Annotated in this window: 22 protein-coding genes; 3 read left to right on the top strand and 19 right to left on the bottom strand. The window is 59.4% G+C overall.

Features of this window, described 5'->3' with window-relative positions; translation table 11 throughout:
• Positions 1 to 182 precede the first annotated feature (182 nt).
• From AC1DYQ_RS11725 to AC1DYQ_RS11705, 5 genes are all read right to left on the bottom strand, one after another.
• Complete coding sequence (locus tag AC1DYQ_RS11725; RefSeq protein ID WP_477686933.1) at positions 183 to 2,588, bottom strand: response regulator; 2,406 nt, start codon at positions 2,586 to 2,588, stop codon at positions 183 to 185.
• Entirely contained in the window at positions 2,585 to 3,880 is a 1,296-nt protein-coding gene (locus AC1DYQ_RS11720) for a sensor histidine kinase (RefSeq protein WP_477686932.1), read from the bottom strand. The genes AC1DYQ_RS11725 and AC1DYQ_RS11720 overlap by 4 nt, the downstream gene beginning before the upstream one ends.
• Complete coding sequence (locus AC1DYQ_RS11715; protein WP_477686931.1) at positions 3,877 to 5,685, bottom strand: DAHL domain-containing protein; 1,809 nt, start codon at positions 5,683 to 5,685, stop codon at positions 3,877 to 3,879. The genes AC1DYQ_RS11720 and AC1DYQ_RS11715 overlap by 4 nt, the downstream gene beginning before the upstream one ends.
• Entirely contained in the window at positions 5,682 to 6,716 is a 1,035-nt protein-coding gene (locus AC1DYQ_RS11710) for a cytochrome-c peroxidase (protein WP_477686930.1), read from the bottom strand. The genes AC1DYQ_RS11715 and AC1DYQ_RS11710 overlap by 4 nt, the downstream gene beginning before the upstream one ends.
• 541 nt (positions 6,717 to 7,257) lie before the next feature.
• Positions 7,258 to 7,971 (bottom strand): DUF4197 domain-containing protein, encoded by a 714-nt coding sequence (locus tag AC1DYQ_RS11705; RefSeq protein ID WP_477686929.1) that lies wholly within the window; start codon positions 7,969 to 7,971, stop codon positions 7,258 to 7,260.
• Between the two features lie 15 nt (positions 7,972 to 7,986).
• Between AC1DYQ_RS11705 and AC1DYQ_RS11700 the strand changes: the two genes are divergently transcribed.
• Positions 7,987 to 8,502 (top strand): TlpA disulfide reductase family protein, encoded by a 516-nt coding sequence (locus AC1DYQ_RS11700; protein ID WP_457281630.1) that lies wholly within the window; start codon positions 7,987 to 7,989, stop codon positions 8,500 to 8,502.
• Positions 8,503 to 8,711: 209 nt separating this feature from the next.
• On the opposite strand, the gene AC1DYQ_RS11695 is transcribed toward AC1DYQ_RS11700, so the two are convergent.
• Entirely contained in the window at positions 8,712 to 9,167 is a 456-nt protein-coding gene (locus tag AC1DYQ_RS11695) for a c-type cytochrome (protein WP_477686928.1), read from the bottom strand.
• A 189-nt stretch (positions 9,168 to 9,356) separates the two neighbouring features.
• On the opposite strand from AC1DYQ_RS11695, the gene AC1DYQ_RS11690 reads away from it, so the two are divergent.
• The gene (locus AC1DYQ_RS11690; RefSeq protein ID WP_477648233.1) at positions 9,357 to 10,043 is read left to right on the top strand and encodes a cytochrome b/b6 domain-containing protein; all 687 of its coding nucleotides are present in this window, start codon (positions 9,357 to 9,359) and stop codon (positions 10,041 to 10,043) included.
• An 81-nt stretch (positions 10,044 to 10,124) separates the two neighbouring features.
• Entirely contained in the window at positions 10,125 to 10,613 is a 489-nt protein-coding gene (locus AC1DYQ_RS11685; RefSeq protein ID WP_477686927.1) for a GNAT family N-acetyltransferase, read from the top strand.
• Between the two features lie 163 nt (positions 10,614 to 10,776).
• Here the strand turns inward: AC1DYQ_RS11685 and AC1DYQ_RS11680 are convergent, their stop codons facing one another.
• The 13 genes from AC1DYQ_RS11680 to AC1DYQ_RS11620 all read right to left on the bottom strand — a co-directional run.
• A complete protein-coding gene (locus AC1DYQ_RS11680) occupies positions 10,777 to 11,283 on the bottom strand; it encodes a redoxin family protein (protein WP_477686926.1) in 507 nt (168 codons plus the stop codon).
• A 245-nt stretch (positions 11,284 to 11,528) separates the two neighbouring features.
• Entirely contained in the window at positions 11,529 to 11,798 is a 270-nt protein-coding gene (gene rpsQ / locus AC1DYQ_RS11675) for a 30S ribosomal protein S17 (RefSeq protein ID WP_457281635.1), read from the bottom strand.
• Positions 11,795 to 12,004, bottom strand: a complete 210-nt coding sequence (gene rpmC, locus AC1DYQ_RS11670; RefSeq protein WP_431098894.1) for a 50S ribosomal protein L29 — start codon at positions 12,002 to 12,004, stop codon at positions 11,795 to 11,797. The genes rpsQ and rpmC overlap by 4 nt, the downstream gene beginning before the upstream one ends.
• 12 nt (positions 12,005 to 12,016) lie before the next feature.
• Entirely contained in the window at positions 12,017 to 12,433 is a 417-nt protein-coding gene (rplP, locus tag AC1DYQ_RS11665; protein WP_122954483.1) for a 50S ribosomal protein L16, read from the bottom strand.
• Positions 12,434 to 12,457: 24 nt separating this feature from the next.
• The gene (gene rpsC / locus AC1DYQ_RS11660) at positions 12,458 to 13,366 is read right to left on the bottom strand and encodes a 30S ribosomal protein S3 (protein WP_477686925.1); all 909 of its coding nucleotides are present in this window, start codon (positions 13,364 to 13,366) and stop codon (positions 12,458 to 12,460) included.
• 12 nt (positions 13,367 to 13,378) lie between these two features.
• Positions 13,379 to 13,708 carry a 50S ribosomal protein L22 gene (gene rplV / locus AC1DYQ_RS11655; protein ID WP_007866508.1) on the bottom strand — a complete coding sequence of 110 codons (330 nt, stop codon included), beginning with the start codon at positions 13,706 to 13,708 and terminating at the stop codon, positions 13,379 to 13,381.
• 10 nt (positions 13,709 to 13,718) lie between these two features.
• On the bottom strand, positions 13,719 to 13,997 hold the full coding sequence (gene rpsS, locus AC1DYQ_RS11650; protein ID WP_007866503.1) for a 30S ribosomal protein S19: 279 nt from the start codon (positions 13,995 to 13,997) through the stop codon (positions 13,719 to 13,721).
• A gap of 9 nt (positions 13,998 to 14,006) precedes the next feature.
• Positions 14,007 to 14,831 carry a 50S ribosomal protein L2 gene (rplB, locus tag AC1DYQ_RS11645; RefSeq protein WP_011481232.1) on the bottom strand — a complete coding sequence of 275 codons (825 nt, stop codon included), beginning with the start codon at positions 14,829 to 14,831 and terminating at the stop codon, positions 14,007 to 14,009.
• On the bottom strand, positions 14,831 to 15,166 hold the full coding sequence (gene rplW / locus AC1DYQ_RS11640; RefSeq protein WP_457281637.1) for a 50S ribosomal protein L23: 336 nt from the start codon (positions 15,164 to 15,166) through the stop codon (positions 14,831 to 14,833). The genes rplB and rplW overlap by 1 nt, the downstream gene beginning before the upstream one ends.
• Positions 15,163 to 15,783, bottom strand: coding sequence for a 50S ribosomal protein L4 (gene rplD, locus AC1DYQ_RS11635; RefSeq protein WP_011481230.1), 621 nt, complete (start codon positions 15,781 to 15,783; stop codon positions 15,163 to 15,165). The genes rplW and rplD overlap by 4 nt, the downstream gene beginning before the upstream one ends.
• The gene (rplC, locus tag AC1DYQ_RS11630; RefSeq protein ID WP_011481229.1) at positions 15,783 to 16,466 is read right to left on the bottom strand and encodes a 50S ribosomal protein L3; all 684 of its coding nucleotides are present in this window, start codon (positions 16,464 to 16,466) and stop codon (positions 15,783 to 15,785) included. The genes rplD and rplC overlap by 1 nt, the downstream gene beginning before the upstream one ends.
• A 216-nt stretch (positions 16,467 to 16,682) precedes the next feature.
• Positions 16,683 to 16,997, bottom strand: coding sequence for a 30S ribosomal protein S10 (gene rpsJ / locus AC1DYQ_RS11625; RefSeq protein WP_007838118.1), 315 nt, complete (start codon positions 16,995 to 16,997; stop codon positions 16,683 to 16,685).
• A gap of 25 nt (positions 16,998 to 17,022) precedes the next feature.
• Positions 17,023 to 17,268 (bottom strand): EF-Tu C-terminal domain-related protein (locus AC1DYQ_RS11620; protein ID WP_477686924.1); only part of this gene is annotated, 246 nt, incomplete at its 5' end.

Below are 17,268 nucleotides of genomic sequence, written 5' to 3'. Positions count from 1 at the left end.
CGCCCGCCTGTGGCCCGGCAAAGCCGGTTCCACGGCTCGAGCTGGCCTGAAGATTCTGTGAGTACGCCAGTGATGGAGGTATTTCACCAGCAGGGGCCGCGGGACTGGCTTTGCCAGACCGCAGGCGCCGCCCCCTGGAAGGGGGGAACAGGCTACACGCAGTGAGCCTGGACGGGGGTGAGCTAGGCACTCAGAGGTGGGTGAACCGTTCCCCAGAGGCTTTCATCGAGCACCCGCTGCAGGGTTCGAATCAGTTCTTCGTTGGAGGTGTGTGCCTTGACCAGCACAGCTTCGGCGCGCTGGCTTTGCTTTGACTCCACATCGTGCGCAGAAAACACGACCACTGGCGGCACGATGTCCAGCGCTTCAATGGTGTCCAGCAGCCCCCAGCCCGAGCCGTCTTTCAGTGTCAGGTCAAGCAGCACCAGGTCGTAACGGCGGCGCGCCAGCTGGTCGCGTGCCTCGCGCAGCGTGGCGGCAAATTCAAAGGTGGCAAAGTCCTGGGCAATGGCCGCGGCAATGCGCTGGATATCGAGGTCGTCTTCGACGTGCAGAATGCGCGGCCGGCCTTCAGCCATGTTGCCGATGGCACGGTGCAAACTGAGGATCAGCAGGTTTTCGTCGATGGGTTTTTCCAGCCATGTTGAAACCGCCAGCGGCTGGGTATTGAATTCGAGTTCGCCTTCTTCGGCGTTGGCCGAGACCACCACGATCGGCAGGTCTTTCGTTGCCTCTTCGCGGCGCAGTGCACGGATCAGGCTGATGCCGTCCTGGTCGGGCAGGTTCAAGTCGACCGTCATGGCAGCGTAGGGCATCAGCATGACTTGCTCCAGCGCCTGCCCTGCGCTATGCACCATGTCCGAATCAAAGCCGCCTTTATCAAGCATCAGGTTGATCAGGCGGGCAATGTCAGGATCGTCCTCGCAGACCAGGATGAGCGGCCTGTTCGCCACGCCGGACCTGATGCTGGTTTCAATCGGCGCCGGCACCGCCTCGGGCAGCTCAAAGAAGAAAACGGTTCCGACGCCGGTTTCCGTCGTGAACCCGATTTGGCCGCCCATCCTCTCCACGATGGCGCGCGAAATATTCAGGCCCAGGCCCGTACCACCCATTTTTCGGGTGTCCGATGTGTCGGCCTGCGAGAATTTCTGAAAGATGCGCTTTCGGAACTCTTCGGGAATGCCGGGGCCGCTGTCGGCGACTTCCACCCGGACCCTGCCGTTCTTGCACAGCAGCCGGACTTCCACGCGAGACTGGGCCGGCGCGAATTTCACGGCGTTGGACAACAGGTTGGTAATGACCTGGGTCAGCCTGTCGCTGTCGACGCTGACCCTTACCGCCTCCGCCGGGGCGTCCAGAACCAGCTTGACGTTGTGCTGGCCTGCGAAGCCTTCGTTGGCTGTCAGGGCTTGCGCCAGCAAAGGCTGCAGCTCCATCTGCTGGAAGTCAAAACGCATTTTCCCGGATTCGATTTTTTCGCTGTCAAGAATGTCGTTGATGAGCCTGATGAGCCGTTCGCAATTGTTGGTGGCGATGCCGACCAGGTTTTTGGCCATGGCCGGCAGCTCCCCGGCCACGCCGCCCGCGATCAAGCCCAGTGAGCCGCGAATGGAAGTCAGCGGGGTGCGCAACTCATGACTGACGGTAGAGACAAACTCACTCTTCATGCGGTCAATGCGCTTGAGTTCGGTCACGTCGGTACCCAGCGAGAAAAAGCCGACGACCTTGCCTTCGTCCTCGTTTTCGCCGTAGCGTGGAAAGTACTGCATGACGTAGTCGCGCAGCTGGCCGGCTGACGTGGCCTGCGTGCGGTCGTATTGCGCCGCGTAACCAGCGAGCGCCTCTTCAATCTTGCCCCGCTCTTTTTCGTGAAGCTCGTCACCCATCAGCTCGCGCATGGTCTTGCCGTGGATCTGGCCGTGCTCCAGGCCAAGAACTTCCTCGTAGGCAAGGTTATGGAACTGAAAGCGCTGTTCGGCATCGATATAGGCAATCAAGGCAGGCACGCTGTCCGTGATCTGGCGCAGTTGCGATTCGCTGTCATGCAAGGCGTGGGTGCGCTCCTGCACGGCTTCCTCCAGGCCGCTCATCTGCGCTGCCGCCTGCTGCGCCAGCTCCCATTTGGTGGTCAGCATTCTTGCCAGCTGGCTGACCTCAACCGGGTCGAACGGTTTTTTGAGAATCAAAAGCCGGTCCCGGGCTTCCAGCCGCGCGAACACGTCTTCCCAGGCGTGGTCGGAGTAGGCAGTGCATATGACGATCTGTACCTGCGGATCTACACGCCAGAGCCGTTCGATGGTCTCCACACCATCCCAGCCCGGCGGCATGCGCATGTCCACAAAGGCCATGGCATAGGGCCGCCCAGCTTGAATGGACGCCTCGACCTTGTCCAGACCTTCACGTCCCTGGTAGGCCGAGTCCAGCTCAAAGCCATCATCGGACACCGGTGCGGCGTCGCCAAACAACAGGGCTTCGGCATCATCCAGGTCATGCGCAACCGGCCTGGACGCAAGAATTTTCCGGAAGTCTTCGTGGATGGACGGCATGTCGTCGATCAGCAAAATGCGCCGGTTCTGCAGTTGAGTCATGGCTGGCTCCTGTGTTTTTTCGCATCAGCCGGGCTTTCATCGGGCGAGTGTTGCCGCACAGGCGATGGTATGGTGAAGAAGAATGTGGCGCCCTGCCCCACCGCGCCTTCGGCCCAGATGCGACCGCCGTGACGGGAAATGATCCGGTGAGCGCTTGCCAGCCCGATTCCCATTCCTGCAAACTCGCCCGGCGAATGCAGGCGCTGGAAGGTACCGAACAATTTGTCTGCATAGGTCATGTCAAACCCGGCGCCGTTATCACGGACGAAATAAATCGTACTTTCGTTGTCGGGGTGCTGCGCCCCAACCCAGATCTCGGGGGCAGTGGCATGGGCGGTGAACTTCCATGCGTTGGAAATAAGGTTTTCCATTACCTGGCACAGCAACGCGGAGTCACCCACAGCGGTAAGGTTGGGCGTTATGTGGACTTTCACATCCCGCGCGGTATTGCGTTTCTGGCAGTCACCGCGCACGCGCTCGGCTATTGCCGTGAGGTCGACTGTCTCGATCTTCAGGTTGGTACGGGACACCTGGGCCAGCAGCAGAAGGCCATCCGTGAGCTCACCCATTTGCCTGACTCCCTCGCGTATCCGGCTCAGGTAATGCCTCGCGCGTTCCGCCGCATCACCGCTGACGGCCTTTTGCAGCAAATGGCTGAAGCCGTCAATCGAGTTCAGGGGAGAGCGCAAGTCATGCGCGAGCGAATACGAGAAGGCTTCGAGTTCCTTGTTGGACTGGCGCAAAGCCGCTTCGGTTGCCCTGAGATCCTGCACGGTATCTTCCAGGCTGCTCACCTGTGCTGCCGCGCGCCGCGCCAGCTCCCATTTGGCGGTCAGTGTTCTCGCGAGCTGGCTGACTTCGATCATGTCGAATGGCTTTTTGAGCACCAGCAGGCGGTCCTGCACGTCCAGCCGCGCCAGCACATTTTCCCAGGGATGGTCGGAGTAGGCTGTGCAGATCACGATCTGCACATGCGGATCAACACCCCAAAGCCGCTCGATGGTCTCCACCCCGTCCCAGCCCGGCGGCATGCGCATGTCCACAAAAGCCATGGCATAGGGCCGCCCGGCCCGGATGGATTCCTCCACCATTGCCACACCTTCGGCGCCCTGATAAGCGGAGTCCAGTTCAAAATCACCGTAGGAAATCTGCGTGACCTCACCAAACAATTCGGTTTCGGCAACGTCCAGATCACGCGCCACCGGTTTCGCCGCGAGGATTTTGCGAAAGTCCTCATGAATCGACAGCATGTCGTCGATCAGCAGGATGCGCTGGTTCTGTAGCTGCGTCATGATTTGGTCTGCGCGATATCCATTGGCAGCTCCAGTGTGAAGGTGGCCCCCAGACCCGGCCCGTCGCTGTGAGCGGAAAGTGTCCCGCCCATCTGGCTGACCGCCAGCGCGCAACTGTGCAAACCAAAGCCGTGGCCTGTTTTGCGCGTCGTAAATCCGTGCGAGAAAATCCGCGTGAGGTTTTCCGCCGGTATCCCCTCTCCCTTATCCATGACAGAGACCCGCAAGGTCGACTCGCCAACAGGCTCCACCCGCAATGTGATCTGGTGCGATGCGGCCGACATACCCGCCATGGCATTTTTGGCGTTGCTGATCAGGTTCACGAGAATCTGCAGCACCCGGGAACGGTCCAGCAGTGCTTCTGGCATCTGCGCGAACTCCTTCACCACAGTGACCCCGTGGCGCGCCAGAGAGACACCGTTCATTCGCAGGGCGTCCTCCACCAGGTCACAGATCTGCACCGGTTCAACAATGCTGCTTCCGCCTGCGTGCGACTGCTGGGTGGCGACGACGTCCTTGATGTGGTCGATGCTTCTGGTGAGGAGTTCCAGCTCCTTGAGCATGCCCTGCTGCTCCTGCACCAGGGTCTGGGAGATTCCATTCAAATAGCCGGGCAGTATCTTGCCCTTCTCGTCATGAACCAGAAAATGGGCCAGGTCCCCGGCATGCTCGTTCATCAGCTGCACGCCCCGGGAAAGCCCCTGCACCCTGGATTTGTGCAAGGTGCTGCCGATGAGGTCGGCCGAGACGTTGACGCTGTTGAGGATGTTGCCCACGTTATGCAGCACATTGGTGGCGATCTCTGCCATGCCCGCCTGGCGCGCCGCGGTCATCAGCTCGCTTTGCGCCTGGCGCAGCTCCTGCGTCCGTTCCTGCACGCGCTGTTCGAGGTGCTCATTGGCCGCCTGGAGTTCCGTGTTGACGCGCCGGATCACGGCATGGCTGCGAAACACGTGAAGGGCTGCATACAGCAGCAGGGCCACCAGCACCGCCGAGAAAATCAGCAGGTAGCGGCCGTAGCGCTCGCCCTCCACCCCCGCGCGCTGCTGCTCGATCGTTGATGCATCGTTGGCCGCATCGAGCAATTTGGCGGTCGGTGCCGAGGAAATACCCGCGAGAAGTTCATTGACTGTTTTTTGTTCGCGCAGGATGGTCTGGACATGCGCGCGGAAGATCCCCAGCCTGTCGGCAATGCCCGGCGGAGTATGGCGCAGCTTGCCGTCAAGCCGGCCCAGTTCTTCTTCTATCTCGGCACCCTTTTCGTCGGTCGGGCTCTGGCTGTACAGCATGCTCGCGAGCAGCAGCCTGCTGACGCCAGACGAAATCTGCCGGAGCGCCAGCTCTGTGGTACCGCGGCCGGGCCCGAGCGACTGCTGGACATCTTCCGCTGCGGTGGGAAGAAAGGCCAGCGAGTTTCGCAGCACAGAGTTGTGCGACTTGAATTGCTCGATCAGGGCGGCTTTGTCCTGCACGGCGCGTTCCAGCGACGCGAGCTTGTCCACCTGCCCGGATGCATCGTGCTTGTGGGCGTGGGTGCCCGACTCGAGTTGTTCCATGAGCCGGGCCATCCCGCCCTGGTTGTCGGCCAGCGCATCGTAGTGCGTGTTGATCCCGATCCTGGACTTCAGCACATCCAGCTCCCATTGCGCGTCCAGCTGCTTCAGATGGCGCAACACGGCCATATCCTCAAAGTAGTGCGACTCGTCAAAGCTTTGGGTTTTGCTATACAGGAACACCAGGATGGACAGCAGCACGGCGGTGATTGCCGCCATAGGCGCCAGGGCAAGTTGATTCTTTTTTTTCACGGTTTGAAGTCCCGTTCGCCGGTGAGCGTATTGAGGAACTTGACGATGGACGCCTTGTCTTCTTTGGAGGCAACGCGCCCGAGCTGGTACCTGAACATGACATCGACGGCATCTTCCAGTGTCTTGGCCGAGGCATCGTGAAAATAAGGCGCCGTCAGCGCGATGTTGCGCAGGCTCGGCACCTTGAAGACGTGCTTGTCGCTTTCCACCTTGGTGACGAGGTACCGGCCAAGATCGGCCTCCGTCGGGTTGCCCCGCTTTGCGAAATAGTCGCCCATGACGCCGAACTTCTGGAACATGTTGCCGCCCACATTGACGCCCTGGTGGCAGGCAACGCACCCGTATTGCTTGAACTTGGCGTAGCCCACCTTCTCCGCGTCGGTAATGGCGTTGGCGTCGCCACGCAAATATTTGTCAAAGCGTGAGTTGGGTGTGATCAGCGTCCGCTCGAATGCCGCGATGGCGTTCTGGATATTGGCTTTGGTCACGCCGTCTTTGTAGGCGGCAGCAAACGCGCTTTTGTATTTCGCGTCGTCCGCTATCTTGCGAACCACTTCTTCCCACTTCGACCCCATTTCAATCGGGTTCAGCATGACATGGTCCACCTGGGACTCCAGCGATTCGGCGCGGCCGTTCCAGAATTGCCTGAAATTGAGCGCCGCATTGAACACCGTGGGGGCATTGACGCCGGTCAGCCCGCCGTTGAGCCCGACGGAGCGGTCACGGCCGTCACCGCCGCCCTTGGTCAGGTCATGGCAGCTGAAACAGGACACGCGGCCATTTCCGGACAGGCGTGGATCGTGAAACAGCTGCCGCCCGATTTCGGCACGGGCCGGGTCCTGCTTCAGTGTGAGGGGGATTGGCTGGATGGGCTCATTGAGCAAGGAGGCCGCGAAGGCGGCATGGGAGACGAACGTCAGCACAACCAGCAATAACTTCCGCCGCACACCAGATACCGTGACCGCCGACACCGTGGCGGCAAAAGGGGCTGGGCTGGCGCCCCTGGGGCATGGATCGGGGTGCTCGTTCATGGCTCACCTCGTGGGTTTCGTGCGGGAGTGCGAAGCGCGAATCCGTACCGGACGCAACCCCGAAGCGTGAACCGCAAGGTTGCCACCCACTGAGAAGCGGTGGCTGTCCGTCTTGATGATAAATCCATGTTTCGGCAATTGTCCGGATTTGCTGATGTTGCGGCGCTTCATGCCGGCGTCCATCCGTTGCCCCCCAGCCACGGGACGAAGCCTGCATAACCCAGCTTGGTGGCTTGAGCGGCATTCTTCACATACCGTCGGTGATCCGCAGTATCTGCAGCCGCTCCAGACCGTTCGCTGCAACCTCATCAGAGCACGTTTATCGGCGAGGCTGTTAAGGCATTTCCCGCGTGGTCATATTTACCAACCGCATGTAAGCAAATGCGTTTTTTCGGAGCCGCCGCCCCATGAAAACGCCGTCTCTGTTCCTGAACCAGATCCCGCTGCCCTGCCCTCTATGTTGCTCACTTTTTGATAGCTGCTTGCGCCCGCCCTATATGGGCTGGAAGCCAATTTCCGATGCAATATTTCAGAAAACCCGTTATTTCATGGATCCGAAGACCTTCTTGAGGATGGCGCTGCCCGTGCCTACCGGGTCTTGCCGGATCTTCTTTTCCTCCTCGCCGATGATCAGGTACAGGCCGTCCAGCGATTTGCCGGTCACGTACTGCTGGATGTTGGCGTCTTCTTTCTTGACCAGGCCAAAGCCGGCGGCCCTGCCGGCGAATTCGTTGTACTTGTTGGCCAGGCCGACTTTTTCGGTCGCCTTGGTCACCACCGGCAGGAATTTCACGCCCAGCGGGGTGCGGGTTTTCTCGGCAAAGAAACTGGTCACCGAGGTTTCGCCGCCGGTCAGGATGTTTTTCGCGTCATTCACGTTCATGGTGCGTACCGCATTGACCAGCAGGTCCTTTCCCATGGGCACGGCAGCTTCGGCGGCCCGGTTGATGGACGTCACCAGTTCATCGATCCGCTTGCCCTGGCCGAAGTTTTTTAGCAATTTCGACGCATCTTCGAGATATCCGGGCAAGGGAATGCGAACTTTTGGGTTGCCGAGGAATCCATCTGTCTTGCCCAGCAGGGCGACTGCGGCGACAGCGCCTTTCTCAAGGGCTGTTTTCAGGCCGGCGCTGGCGTCGGCATTGCTGATGCCGGACAAGTCCCCGAGCGAGAGTGCGTGGGCCTGGTGGTAAGTGGCCAATATCAGTGCGCCCAACGCGCTGACGCCGGCCTGGTTAAAATTGCGACGTAGCATGATGAGGTCCTTCCAATGAAATTGACATCCCGCCTGACAGTATGCCGCACGGCACTGGCCGGTATCTTGGCTGTGGCGGCCCTTGCCTGCCTGCCGGGATGTGGCGGCGCCGAGGCCGCGCCGGAGTCGACCTTTGTGTTGCTGGACGGCAGCAAAAAAACCACCGCAGACCTCAAAGGCAAGGTCACCCTGGTCAATTTCTGGGCCACCAGCTGCGTGACCTGTGTGGCAGAAATGCCGAAGGTCATTTCGACCTACAACAAATACCAATCCCAAGGCTACGACACGCTGGCCGTGGCCATGAGCTACGACCCACCCAGCTATGTCGTCAATTACACGCAGACGCGCCAACTACCTTTCAAGGTGGCCATCGACAACACCGGCGCAGTGGCCAAAGCATGGGGCGATGTCCAGCTCACACCCACCACTTACCTGGTCAACAAGCGTGGCGAGATCGTCAAACAGTACGTGGGCGAGCCCGACTTTGCGGCGCTGCACCAGCTGATTGAAAAGCTTCTCAAAGAGACCTGAGGCGGGCGCCCAAGAAAAGAAAAAGCCGGTTCGTTGAACCGGCTTTTTCGTTTGCCCCTTCAAGCAGAGGCCGCGGGACTGGCTTTGCCAGACCGCAGGCCTCGCCCCCTGGAGGGGGAAACAAGCTACACAAAGTGAGCTTGGATAGGGGTGAACCTATTTCCCCTGAGGGGGAGAGGAAGCTACACGAAGTGAGCTTCAACAGGGGGCTACTGGCTACGGAATGCGTCGTGGCAAGCCTTGCAACTGCCAGCCGTCGCCGTGAAAGCGGTCTTCAGGTTGTCAAGGTTGCCGGTCTTGGCCGCGGCGGCCAGCTTGGCGGTCTCTGCGACCAGCTTTTCATGGCCTTCCTTGAACTTGGCCTGTTCGGCCCAGATTTCAGGCTTGGCTTTGGTGTTGCCGCCCTTGTCGGTGCCGGGGCCAAAGGCGACCCACGGGAGCTTGGCCATCTCGGCCACAATTTCTGCGTTGTCCGCTGCAACCTTGGCGTCGAAGGGCACGCGGCCGTTGGCCATGGCGCCGACACGCCCGAAGTGCTGGCCCATGACAAACAACGCGCTCTGGCGGTATTTGATGGCATCTTCGGGTTTGGCAAACTGCGCGGAGGCCGGAGCAGCCATGGCCATCAATGTGGCGGCCGCGGCGATACAGGCAAAAGCTTTCATGGGTTTCCTCGTAGGTTTTTTCTTAAGATGGGGCAATGGCAACACACTTTGCCTGTTGCCATAGGGCTGAGTTTAGCCAGACCTGATAAGTTCCGCAGGAACTTATGCGCTACGGGAAAGCACCAAGTGGCAGCGAGGCCGTATAAAGGGCACCGTTGCATAGAACAACCAAAAAAACGAGGAGTGAGCATGTACACCAATAAAAACCTTCACAAGGTGCGCGTCTGGGATTTCCCCACGCGGTTTTTTCACTGGGCGCTGGTGGCTTGTGTGCTTGGGCTGGCCATTACCGGCACCATCGGCGGCAATGCCATGGTCTGGCATTTCCGGTTTGGCTACACCGTGCTGGCCCTGCTGCTGTTTCGCATTGTCTGGGGCCTGGTGGGTGGGCGCTGGTCTCGTTTTGGTGCGTTCATCTATGCGCCCCAAAGCGTCATCAGCTACCTCAAAGGCCAAGGGAAACCCGAGCACGGTGTCGGCCACAGCCCGATAGGCGCTGGTTCGGTGTTCGCCATGCTGGGATTTCTGGTGGCTCAGGTCGGCACGGGCCTGCTGAGCGACGACGAAATTGCCTTTGCCGGCCCGCTGACACGTTTTGTCTCCAACGCCACCGTCGGCCTGGCAACCAACTACCACAAGAACATTGGCAAGTGGGTGCTTCTGGCCCTGGTGGTATTGCACATCGCGGCCATCGTTTATTACCTGACCCGCAAGCACAACCTGGTCGGCGCCATGCTGCACGGCGACAAGGAGCTGGTGGTGCCGGCCCCGCCATCGCGGGACGACACGGTCTCGCGCCTGGCTGCGGCGCTGATCCTGGCGGTCTGCGGCGGCGTGGCTTACTGGGTGTCTACACTGGCCGCGCCTGCATTTTGATGCTTCCGGCCGGGGCGTCCCGGGCCTGCTCCCCAGTTGCAAATCACGGTAAACTGGTTGTCGACTTCTCCCCGCCGATCCGTGCAACGCCCCTCCATCCAGTTCATCACGCCCGACACGCCGGCGCAGCTGGCTGCCACGCGGCTGATTTTTCGCGAGTATGCGGAGCAGCTGGGCATTGACCTGTGCTTCCAGAACTTTGAGGCCGAACTGGCCGAACTGCCCGGTGAGTACGATGACCCTGAGGGTGCGCTGCTGCTGGCTTTGGTCGACGGCGAAGTCGCCGGCTGCTGCGCGCTGCGGGCGCTGGATTCGGTCGATTACCCGAATGCCGGGGAAATGAAGCGGCTGTATGTACGCCTGCCGTTTCGCCGCCTCGGTCTGGGCCGGCAGCTGGCGGAGGCGATTTTGGATGCGGCGCGCGTGGCGGGCTATTCCTCGGTGCTGCTGGACACGCTGGACGACATGGAATCGGCGCGCGCCCTGTATGCCGAGCTGGGATTCTCCGAGATACCGCCCTACTATCACAACCCGATCCCGGGCGCGCACTACCTCAAAGTCGATTTGTAGATAGAACAGGCTGAAGACTAATAACGCCGGGCGCAAGCAGCTATGTTATTGATAGCAGTTAACTGACCGACGTCAATCCACCATCACCAGCAGAGCACAAAAAAAGCCGCTGACAAAGAGGCAGCGGCTTTGACAGACCCGTAAGGGCCGGGGGGCAGCGTGATCAGCCTTTGGCTTGCGCCAGCAGCGTGGCGGCATCGCTGACTTCAAACTTGCCAGGGCCTTCAACATTCAGGCTGGCGACCTTGCCATCCTTGACCAGCATGGAGTAGCGGTTGCTGCGCAGGCCCATGCCGCGCGCCGTGAGGTCCAGCGTCAGGCCGGTGGCCTTGGCGAACTCTGCACTGCCATCGGCGAGCATACGCACCTTGTCGCCGGTCTTCTGGTCGCGTGCCCAGGCGCCCATGACAAACGCATCGTTCACGCTCAGGCACCAGACCTCGTCAACACCTGCGGCCTTCAGTTCCCCGAACTTCTCTACGTAGCCGGGCACGTGCTTGGCCGAGCAGGTCGGCGTGAACGCGCCAGGAAGTGCGAACAGCGCAATGGTCTTGCCGGCAGTGGCCTTGGCCACGTCGACCGGGTTGGGACCAATGCTGCAGCCATTGCCTTCAACTTCAGAAAATTCCATCAGCGTGGTGGCCGGAAGGGTGTCGCCTACTTTGATCATGGTGTGCTCCTCAAGAATGGATGGGTTGTGAATGAAGTGGGGAAATCAAACCCGAAGTGTAGTGCGGCGGCGGCAAGCGTGTGCTCACTGTGCAAAAGGCGGCGCGCACGTGAAGGTCATACTTCGAAAGCCCGGAGGGACGGCGGCACACCAGCGGCATCGCAGAAAGCACAAACAAAAACGGCCCACCGAAGTGAGCCGTTTTTTGAGCGTGACCGGAGTCAGCCTTAAGTTGAACTCAAGACCTAAACGACCGCAGCCTTTTCAACCAGACGGGTCACAACCCAGTTCTTGGTCTTGGAGATCGGGCGGCTTTCGGTGATCTCGATCACGTCACCCGTGTGGTACTCGCCTTTTTCGTCATGGGCGTGGTACTTGCTGGACAGCGATACGATCTTGCCGTACAGCTCATGCTTCACACGACGCTCAACCAGAACCGTGACGGTCTTGGCGCGCTTGTCGCTGACCACCTTGCCGATCAAGGTGCGCTTGAGGGATTTTTTAGCTTCCGTCATTTTTTGGCTCCTTGCTTGACGATGGTTTCGGCCAGGATAGTCTTGGCGCGAGCGATGCTGCGACGCGTGGAACGCAGCGTGGAAAGGTTGGTCAGTTGCTGCGTGGCTTTTTGCATGCGCAGGCCAAAGTGGGCTTTTTGCAGCTCTTTGACTTCGGTTTTCAGGCCGGCAACGTCTTTTTGGCGCAGTTCAGTAGATTTGGTCATTGTCATTTCCCCTTACTGGCCAATCATGCGGCTGACGAAGGTGGTGCGCAGCGGCAGCTTGGCGGATGCCAGGCGGAACGCTTCGCGGGCCAGCTCTTCAGGCACACCAACGATTTCAAAGACGATCTTGCCGGGCTGGATTTCAGCCACGTAGTACTCTGGGTTACCTTTACCGTTACCCATACGCACTTCAGCAGGCTTTTGGGAAATCGGTTTGTCCGGGAAGACACGGATCCAGATACGGCCGCCACGTTTGACGTGACGGGAAATCGCACGGCGTGCGGCTTCAATTTGACGGGCCGTCAGACGGCCACGGTCAGTGCATTTGAGACCGAAGTCACCGAACGCAACCGAGGAACCCCGGGTTGCGATGCCGGTGTTACGGCCTTTTTGCTCTTTGCGGTATTTTCTGCGAGCGGGTTGCAGCATTTTGATTCTCCGTTAATAGACCGATTACTCGGTCTTGGCACCGTCAGCTGCTGCAGCTGGCGCGGCTTTACGGACGCGCTTAACGGTGGTTTTCGGGGCTTCGCTACCAGGAGTAGCTTCAGCCGGCTTGTCGCTTCCATCTACCGGAGCGGTGTTGGTCGCACCGCGTGGTGCACGGGCACCGCGTGGAGCAGGACGGTCGGAACCAGGGCGATCGCCAGGACGGGCATCACGGCGTGGGCCGCGCGGCTTGCGTTCTTCGTCGGCCGGTGTTTCCGCCATCTTGGCGCCTGGCGCATCGTTGCGGCCCAGCGTATCGCCCTTGTAGACCCAGACCTTGACGCCGATCACACCATAGGTGGTCTTGGCTTCAGAGGTGCCGTAGTCGATGTCGGCGCGCAGGGTGTGAAGAGGCACGCGACCTTCGCGGTACCACTCGCAACGAGCGATTTCAATGCCGTTGAGGCGGCCGGACGACATGATCTTGATGCCCAGGGCACCCAGACGCATGGCGTTTTGCATGGCGCGCTTCATCGCACGGCGGAACATGATGCGTTTTTCAAGCTGCTGGGTGATGCTGTCAGCGATGAGCTTGGCATCAATTTCAGGCTTGCGAACTTCTTCGATGTTCACGGCGACCGGCACGCCCAGCTGGCGGCTCAGTTCTTTCTTGAGGTTCTCGATATCCTCGCCTTTTTTGCCGATCACGACGCCCGGACGTGCCGAGAAAATCGTGATGCGGGCATTCTTGGCGGGGCGCTCGATCAGAACGCGCGAAACCGCAGCATTCTTGAGCTTGGCCTTCAGGTACTCGCGAACCTTGATGTCTTCAGCCAGCATGCCGGCGAAATCACGGTTGCTTGCGTACCAGCGGCTAGACCAGTTGCGGCTAACTGCAAGGCGAAACCCGGTTGGGTTGATTTTTTGTCCCATATCCTGCTGCCTTTAGTTGCCAACGACCACGTACACATGGCACGTGGGCTTGCTGATGCTGTTGCCGCGGCCTTTTGCGCGCGCGGAGAAACGCTTGAGCGTGGCACCTTGTTCGACGTAGATGGTTTTCACCTTCAGCTCGTCGATGTCGGCGCCATCGTTGTGTTCAGCGTTGGCGATGGCGGACTCCACAACCTTCTTGATGATTCCAGCAGCTTTTTTCTGCGTGAAATTCAGGATGTTGAGGGCTTGATCCACTTTCTTGCCGCGGATCAGGTCAGCGACCAGACGGCCCTTGTCGACCGACAGACGAACGCCCCGGAGGGTTGCACGTGTTTCCATGGTCTTTTCCTTACTTTCTCACAACTTTTTTATCAGCCGGATGACCTTTGAAAGTCCGGGTGAGTGCGAACTCGCCCAGCTTGTGGCCAACCATTTGATCGGTGATGTAGACAGGTACGTGCTGCTTGCCGTTGTGAACGGCGATGGTCAGGCCGATGAACTCGGGCAGGATCATGGAGCGACGCGACCAGGTCTTGATCGGCTTTTTGTCCTTGTTGGTAACGGCCTTGTCGGCTTTTGCTACCAAATGATGGTCGACAAACGGACCTTTTTTGAGTGAACGTGTCATGGGTTAGCCTTACTTCTTGCGACGCGAAACAATCATCACTTGCGTGCGCTTGTTGTTGCGGGTGCGGTAGCCCTTGGTCAGGTTACCCCATGGATCGACAGGATGACGGCCTTCGCCGGTCTTGCCTTCGCCACCGCCGTGCGGGTGGTCAACCGGGTTCATCACCACACCGCGAACGGTCGGGCGAATACCCATCCAGCGCTTCACACCGGCCTTGCCGAGACGGCGCAGGCTGTGTTCTTCGTTGGCGACTTCACCAATGGTGGCGCGGCATTCGATGTGGATCTTGCGAACTTCACCGGAGCGCATACGCACCTGGGCGTAGGTACCTTCGCGGGCCAACAAGGTTGCAGAGGTGCCGGCGGAACGGGCGATTTGCGCGCCCTTGCCGATTTGCATCTCGATGCAATGGATCGTCGAACCGACAGGAATATTGCGAATCGGCAGGGTGTTGCCGACGCGAATCGGCGCTTCCGAGCCGCTGATCAGCGTGGCGCCGACTTCAAGGCCGCGGGGGGCGATGATATAGGTGCGTTCGCCGTCGGCGTAGCAGAGCAGCGCAATGTGGGCCGTGCGGTTGGGGTCGTACTCGATACGTTCGACCTTGGCCGGAATGGCATCCTTGTTGCGCTTGAAGTCGACCACACGGTAGTGATGCTTGTGACCACCGCCTTTGTGGCGAACCGTGATGTGCCCATTGTTGTTACGGCCGGACTTCTGGAATTGTGGCTCCAGCAGCGGCGCGTAAGGCTCACCCTTGTGCAGGTGATCCCGGGAGATCTTCACCATCCCGCGCATGCCGGGAGAGGTGGGTTTCATTTTAATGACAGCCATTACGCAGACTCCCCACCGAGGTTGAGTTCTTGACCTGGCTTGAGCGTCACGTAGGCCTTGCGAATGTTGTCGCGGCGGCCCACAGATTTGCCAAAGCGCTTGGTCTTGCCTTTGATGTTCAGGACGGCAACCGACTGGACGTCCACCTTGAACATCAGCTGCACAGCAGCCTTGATTTCAAATTTGGTTGCGTCCTGCAGCACCTTGAAGGTCACGGCATTGGTCTTGTCCGCAATCATCGTCGCCTTTTCAGACACGATGGGAGCGACCAGAACCTGCATCAGGCGGCCTTCGTCGAATTTCAGTTTTGGAGAAGATGGGTTACGGGCGCTCATGCGAACATCTCCTTGAGTTGGTCCATGGCAGCCTTGGTGACCAGAACCTTCTTGTAATGAACCAGCGACACCGGATCGGCGTAACGGGGCTCAACCACGAGGATGTTCACCAGGTTGCGGGAAGCCAGGTACAGGTTTTCATCAACCACATCAGCGATGACCAGCACCGAGTTGAGGTTCATGGCCTTGAACTTGTCAGCCAGGACTTTCGTCTTGGGTGAATCCACAGCCAGCGAATCAACCACAGCCAGGCGGCCTTCGCGCGCCAGTTGCGAGAAGATGGACGCCATGCCGGCGCGATACATCTTCTTGTTGATCTTCTGCGTGAAGTTTTCATCAGGCATGTTCGGGAAGATACGACCGCCGCCGCGCCACAGCGGCGAAGACGTCATACCAGCACGAGCACGACCAGTACCCTTTTGTTTAAAAGGCTTCTTGGTCGAGTGACGAACCTGCTCACGGTCCTTCTGGGCCCGGGTACCCTGGCGGGCGTTGGCCTGGAAGGCCACGACCACCTGGTGAATCAGGCTTTCGTTGTATTCGCGACCAAACACGGTATCAGGCACGTCCACTTTGGACGAAGCCAGACCTTGGTCATTCAGGAGTTCGACCTGCATCAGTTCGCTCCTTTAGCAGCGGTGGTGGGCTTGGCCTTGATCGCGGCGCGAACCGTGACAAAACCGCCTTTGGAACCAGGCACAGCGCCGCGAATCATCAGCAGCTGACGGGCCTCGTCGATGCGCACGATGTTCAGGTTTTGCGTGGTCACGGTGACGTCACCCAGGTGGCCCGTCATGCGTTTACCAGGAAACACGCGACCGGGATCCTGCGCCATACCGATAGAGCCGGGAACGTTGTGCGAACGGCTGTTACCGTGCGACGCGCGCTGCGAGCTCATGTTGTGGCGCTTGATGGTGCCGGCGTAGCCTTTACCAATGGAGGTGCCCTGCACGTCCACCAGCTGGCCCACGGCAAACACGTCGGCTGCGGGCACAACAGTACCGGCAGCGTATTTGCCTGCGACGTCAGCCGTCACGCGGAATTCTTTCAGGATTTCACCAGCTTCAACGCCTGCTTTCGCAAGGTGGCCGGCGGCCGGCTTGGTCACGCGCGATGCTTTGCGCGCGCCAAATGCCACTTGAAGGGCATCGTAGCCGTCATTTGCTTCGGTTTTAACCTGGGTCACGCGGTTGTTCGATACATCCACCACGGTAACAGGAACTGTGTCCCCATCATCCGTAAACAGACGCATCATGCCAACTTTGCGGCCCAGCAACCCGAGGGAGTTGCTCAGACTCATGATGTGTTCTTTCGTAACTTTCACCGCTGCGACTTCAATTGGCCACAGACGTTTTGATGTGAAAGACAGTTAATAAAACCACCCAATCCATAGAAGCAAGAAGCCAATATGTAAAGGACAGCCCAAGAGTATAGCCCAGGCGGCCAAAAATGGCAAACCCGGGCTAAAACCTGTCGATTTGGGGGCCGGCTTGTGGCCGAAACCCCGATTTTTTGCTTACTGCAGCTTGATTTCGACGTCCACGCCGGCAGGCAGGTCGAGCTTCATCAGGGCGTCCACGGTTTTGTCCGTAGGGTCCACGATGTCCATCAGACGCTGGTGCGTGCGGATTTCCAGCTGGTCGCGGCTCGTCTTGTTGACGTGGGGCGAACGCAGGATGTCAAAACGCTTCATGCGCGTTGGCAGGGGCACAGGGCCCTTGACAATCGCACCGGTGCGCTTGGCAGTGTCAACGATTTCAGCTGCCGACTGGTCGATCAGCTTGTAATCAAACGCCTTCAGGCGAATGCGGATTTTTTGCTTGGTGGCCATGGTAATTCCTTATGGTTTGCGGAAATTACGCAATGATTTTGGCAACGACGCCGGCGCCGACGGTCTTGCCGCCTTCGCGGATGGCAAAGCGCAGGCCTTCTTCCATGGCGATCGGGTTGATCAGCTTGACGGTGATCGACACGTTATCGCCTGGCATGACCATTTCCTTGCCTTCTGGCAACTCGATCGCTCCGGTCACGTCCGTCGTACGGAAGTAGAACTGGGGGCGGTAGTTGTTGAAGAAGGGCGTGTGGCGGCCGCCTTCGTCCTT

It is taken from the genome of Polaromonas sp. P1_F4 (genome assembly GCF_056405675.1).
This window is presented reverse-complemented; position numbering and strand designations above follow the sequence as displayed.

Excerpts from the sequence above, each read along its gene's own strand:
- AC1DYQ_RS11725 (WP_477686933.1), bottom strand. The coding sequence starts at position 2,588 with ATGACTCAACTGCAGAACCGGCGCATTTTGCTGATCGACGACATGCCG.
- AC1DYQ_RS11720 (WP_477686932.1), bottom strand. The coding sequence starts at position 3,880 with ATGACGCAGCTACAGAACCAGCGCATCCTGCTGATCGACGACATGCTG.
- AC1DYQ_RS11710 (WP_477686930.1), bottom strand. The coding sequence starts at position 6,716 with ATGAACGAGCACCCCGATCCATGCCCCAGGGGCGCCAGCCCAGCCCCT.
- AC1DYQ_RS11705 (WP_477686929.1), bottom strand. The coding sequence starts at position 7,971 with ATGCTACGTCGCAATTTTAACCAGGCCGGCGTCAGCGCGTTGGGCGCA.
- AC1DYQ_RS11700 (WP_457281630.1), top strand. The coding sequence starts at position 7,987 with ATGAAATTGACATCCCGCCTGACAGTATGCCGCACGGCACTGGCCGGT.
- AC1DYQ_RS11695 (WP_477686928.1), bottom strand. The coding sequence starts at position 9,167 with ATGAAAGCTTTTGCCTGTATCGCCGCGGCCGCCACATTGATGGCCATG.
- AC1DYQ_RS11690 (WP_477648233.1), top strand. The coding sequence starts at position 9,357 with ATGTACACCAATAAAAACCTTCACAAGGTGCGCGTCTGGGATTTCCCC.
- AC1DYQ_RS11680 (WP_477686926.1), bottom strand. The coding sequence starts at position 11,283 with ATGATCAAAGTAGGCGACACCCTTCCGGCCACCACGCTGATGGAATTT.
- rpsQ (WP_457281635.1), bottom strand. The coding sequence starts at position 11,798 with ATGACGGAAGCTAAAAAATCCCTCAAGCGCACCTTGATCGGCAAGGTG.
- rpmC (WP_431098894.1), bottom strand. The coding sequence starts at position 12,004 with ATGACCAAATCTACTGAACTGCGCCAAAAAGACGTTGCCGGCCTGAAA.
- rplP (WP_122954483.1), bottom strand. The coding sequence starts at position 12,433 with ATGCTGCAACCCGCTCGCAGAAAATACCGCAAAGAGCAAAAAGGCCGT.
- rpsC (WP_477686925.1), bottom strand. The coding sequence starts at position 13,366 with ATGGGACAAAAAATCAACCCAACCGGGTTTCGCCTTGCAGTTAGCCGC.
- rplV (WP_007866508.1), bottom strand. The coding sequence starts at position 13,708 with ATGGAAACACGTGCAACCCTCCGGGGCGTTCGTCTGTCGGTCGACAAG.
- rpsS (WP_007866503.1), bottom strand. The coding sequence starts at position 13,997 with ATGACACGTTCACTCAAAAAAGGTCCGTTTGTCGACCATCATTTGGTA.
- rplB (WP_011481232.1), bottom strand. The coding sequence starts at position 14,831 with ATGGCTGTCATTAAAATGAAACCCACCTCTCCCGGCATGCGCGGGATG.
- rplW (WP_457281637.1), bottom strand. The coding sequence starts at position 15,166 with ATGAGCGCCCGTAACCCATCTTCTCCAAAACTGAAATTCGACGAAGGC.
- rplD (WP_011481230.1), bottom strand. The coding sequence starts at position 15,783 with ATGCAGGTCGAACTCCTGAATGACCAAGGTCTGGCTTCGTCCAAAGTG.
- rplC (WP_011481229.1), bottom strand. The coding sequence starts at position 16,466 with ATGAGTCTGAGCAACTCCCTCGGGTTGCTGGGCCGCAAAGTTGGCATG.
- rpsJ (WP_007838118.1), bottom strand. The coding sequence starts at position 16,997 with ATGGCCACCAAGCAAAAAATCCGCATTCGCCTGAAGGCGTTTGATTAC.